At 70.9% G+C, this 1,947-nt stretch carries 2 protein-coding genes; both read right to left on the reverse strand.

The annotated features are described in order from the left end of the window. Positions 1-191: 191 nt before the first annotated feature. A complete protein-coding gene (locus K6I34_RS36340) occupies positions 192-647 on the reverse strand; it encodes a tellurite resistance TerB family protein (RefSeq protein ID WP_229332293.1) in 456 nt (151 codons plus the stop codon). A 136-nt stretch (positions 648-783) separates the two neighbouring features. Then, entirely contained in the window at positions 784-1,851 is a 1,068-nt protein-coding gene (locus K6I34_RS36345) for a rod shape-determining protein (RefSeq protein WP_374231116.1), read from the reverse strand. Positions 1,852-1,947: the final 96 nt, after the last annotated feature.

Below are 1,947 nucleotides of genomic sequence, written 5' to 3' on the forward strand. Positions count from 1 at the left end.
GGACGCGGTCCCGGTGCAGGCACCGGCGGCGTAGGCGCGCCCCGTAAGGGGCGCGGGGCTGTATCGATATGCGGCTCCGCCGCGTGGGCGCGACCAGCCACGGATTACCTGCGGACGCGGACGGGGATCACGTCCCGCCCCGGTGGGCGCGCCCGGGGCGAAGCCCCGGGGCAGGTCGACCGAAGGCCGGACTACAGGTCGAACTCGGCCGGGTTGATGCCGAGCGCGAAGCACGCTTCGCGCACGACCGCTCGCTCCTCCTTGTCGAAATCGCCGTCCGCCCCGCCGATGACGATGCCGATCTGAACGACCGCCCGGGCCTCCGTCGGCTTCTTCGCCACCTTGCCTATCGTCTGCAGCACGCTGACCTTGCCGAAGTCGAAGTCGACCGTCAGCTTCTGGCAGTAGTCGTTGAAGCGCGCCTGGAGGTCGTCCGCCGGGAAGTTCTGCAGGACGTCGTTCGTGGCTATCAGCGAGGCGACGCGCTGCCGCTCGGACGCGTCGATCGAACCGTCAGCGGCCGCCACCAGCGCGCACATTGCCATGCTCGCGTCACGGAAGCCGCCGCTCTTGAGCTCGTTCTTCTTCGCCACCAGCTGACCCTGCATCGTTGCCGCGGAGTCCTTGAACCGGTCCCAGAGCGCCATCTGTGTCTCTCCTCGAAAAATCAGGGGTGCACAGAGGAAACGGCTCCGGAGGGTAAAGAAGTTCCCAAGAGGTGTCGCGGGATTCCCTGGACGTGCGGGATCCCTTGGACGTGCGGGTGTCCCTCCCGGGAGCACATCAAGCGTTGAGCGCGTCGATGTGCATCGGCCGCACCTTGCCCTCGATCATCGCGCCCAGCCCCAGCACGCTGCACAGATCCGGGTGTTCGGCGATCCGCACGGTCATGCCCGTGGCGTCGGCGATCATCCGGTCCAGGCCCGGCAGCACGGCGCTGCCGCCCGCGAGCATCACGCCCGCCTCGGCGAGGTCGGCGACGAGGTCGGGCGGGCAGCCGCGCAGGACGCGCCCGATGGCGTCGAGCACGCCCGTCAGCGGGGTGTTGATGGCCTCGCGGACGTCGAGCGTATTGACCATGACCGTACGGGAGAGGCCGGTGGCCACGTCACGGCCGCGCACCTCCGCGCCCTCCTCCATGGGGTCCGCGCACAGCGCGCGCTGCAACGGCTGCAGGCTCTGCGTGGGCAGCATCAGCTCGTGCCTGCTGCGCAGGTGCTGGACCACGGCGTAGTCGATGGCGTCCCCGCCCACCTGCACCTTCTCCGCCGCCACGATCGACCCCAGGGACAGCACGGCCACCTGGGTCGACGCCGCGCCCGCGATCACGACCATCGTCGCCTCGGGCTGTTCGACCGGCAGCCCGCTGCCGACGGCGGCCGCGATGAGGGTGTCCACCAGCTCGACCCGGCGCGCGCCCAGCCCCGCCAGCGTCTCGATCGCCGCCCGCTGCGCCAGGGGCTCGGCGTCGTACGGCAGGCAGACCGCCGCCCGCACCATCGGCTTGCGCCGCCAGGCGCGGCGGACCTTGTCGGCGACGAGGAAGCGGAGCATGCGCTGCGCCATGTCGATGTCGACGACCGTGCCGCCGGAGATGGGGCGCACGACCCGGATGTGGTCGGGCGTCCGGCCCGCCATGCCCTCGGCGAGGGCGCCGACCGCGATGAGGGAGCCGGTGCGGGTGTTGACGGCGGCGATGCTCGGCTCGTCCACGATCAGTCCGGTGTCCCGGACGTAGACCCGGGTGCGGGCGGCGCCGAGGTCGACGGCGACGGTGCAGCGGCGCAGCTGCTCAAGGCTGTCGGGGGTCACGGGGTTCCTCCCGGAGGGGACGGGTGTGGCACGTTCCATCGTGGGACGGTGCTTCTTGGGGGGCGCCTGGAACTGCGCCGCATGGCTGACGTGACGTCAGTGGCGGGGCCATACGGGGTAACGGTTTTCTTCGTC

It is taken from the genome of Streptomyces sp. UNOC14_S4, assembly GCF_020740835.1.
GTDB lineage: Bacteria > Actinomycetota > Actinomycetes > Streptomycetales > Streptomycetaceae > Streptomyces.